At 66.3% G+C, this 1,154-nt stretch carries 1 protein-coding gene; it reads left to right on the top strand.

Annotated elements, in window-relative coordinates; all coding sequences use genetic code 11:
* Positions 1 to 68: 68 nt before the first annotated feature.
* Positions 69 to 1,154, top strand: a protein-coding gene (locus tag QSK30_RS36575; RefSeq protein ID WP_285509999.1) for an IS3 family transposase whose coding sequence is annotated in 2 segments (ribosomal slippage) — positions 69 to 335 and positions 338 to 1,154 — 1,084 coding nt annotated over the 2 segments. Because the reading frame shifts where the segments join, the coding sequence is not laid out codon by codon here. This gene is flagged as partial in the annotation.

The raw sequence follows: 1,154 nt of genomic DNA, 5'->3' as shown, positions 1-1,154 counted from the left end.
GGGACTGCTCCGAGATTGGTTGACACCTGACCTGTGAGGGCTCGCGTCCTCGCTGGAAGGATGTCTCTGTGCCCAAGCCATACCCCAGGGAGTTCCGCGACGATGTCGTCGCTGTCGCGCGCAAGGGCGAGGCCCCGTTGAAGCAGATCGCGAAGGACTTCGGGATCTCCGAAGGCTGCCTTCACAACTGGATCAAGGCCGCCGACGTCGAGGACGGTGTGCGTCCCGGCCTGGCCCGCGAGGAGTCCGAGCAGCTGCGTGAGCTCAAGAAGCGCAATCGGCTGTTGGAGCAGGAGAACGAGGTGCTCCGCAAGGCCGCCGCCTATCTCGCGCAGGCCAACATCAACCCAAAATGATGTACCCGCTCGTTCGTGAGCTGGCCGCGACCGGCGCCCCTGTCAGGGTGCCGGTCGCGGTGACGTGCCGGGTGCTCGGATTCTCCCGCCAGGCCTACTACGCCTGGCTGGCCAACCCGGTCAGTGATCGCGACCGTATCGACGCTTACCTGACCAACGCCGCGGTCGACGTGCACCGCGACGACCCGGAGTACGGCTACCGGTTCATCGCCGACGAACTCAACGCCGTGGGGCATCGGGTCGGGGAGAACCGGGTCTGGCGGCTGTGCTCGCAGCAGGGCCTGTTCTCGGCGCACTCGCGCAAGCGCGGTCTCAACCGCAAGTCCGGGCCGCCGGTGCACGACGACCTCGTCGGCCGCGACTTCACCGCCGAAGGGCCGGACCTCAAGTGGCTGGTCGACATCACCGAGCATCCCACCGGCGAGGGCAAGCTCTACCTGTGCGCGATCAAGGACTGCCACTCCAACCGGATCGTCGGCTACTCCATCGACACCAGGATGAAGTCCTCCCTGGCCGTCGCCGCACTGCGCAACGCCGTCGCGCTGCGCTCACCGGCCGACACCATCGTCCACTCCGACCGCGGCGGTCAGTTCCGATCACGCAGATTCCTCGATACACTCAAAGGATTCGGCCTGACCGGCTCGATGGGCAGGGTGGGCGCCTGCGGCGACAACGCCGCGATGGAATCCTTCTTCGCCCTGCTGCAGAAGAACGTGCTCGACCGCCGACGCTGGGACACCCGCGACGAACTCCGGTTGGCGATCGTCACCTGGATCGAGACCAAATACCACCGACGAC

The organism is Actinokineospora sp. NBRC 105648, from assembly GCF_030269645.1.
In the GTDB taxonomy this organism is placed as follows: domain Bacteria; phylum Actinomycetota; class Actinomycetes; order Mycobacteriales; family Pseudonocardiaceae; genus Actinokineospora.
The sequence above is the reverse complement of the archived record's forward strand: the minus strand, read 5'-3'. Positions and strand labels throughout refer to the sequence as shown.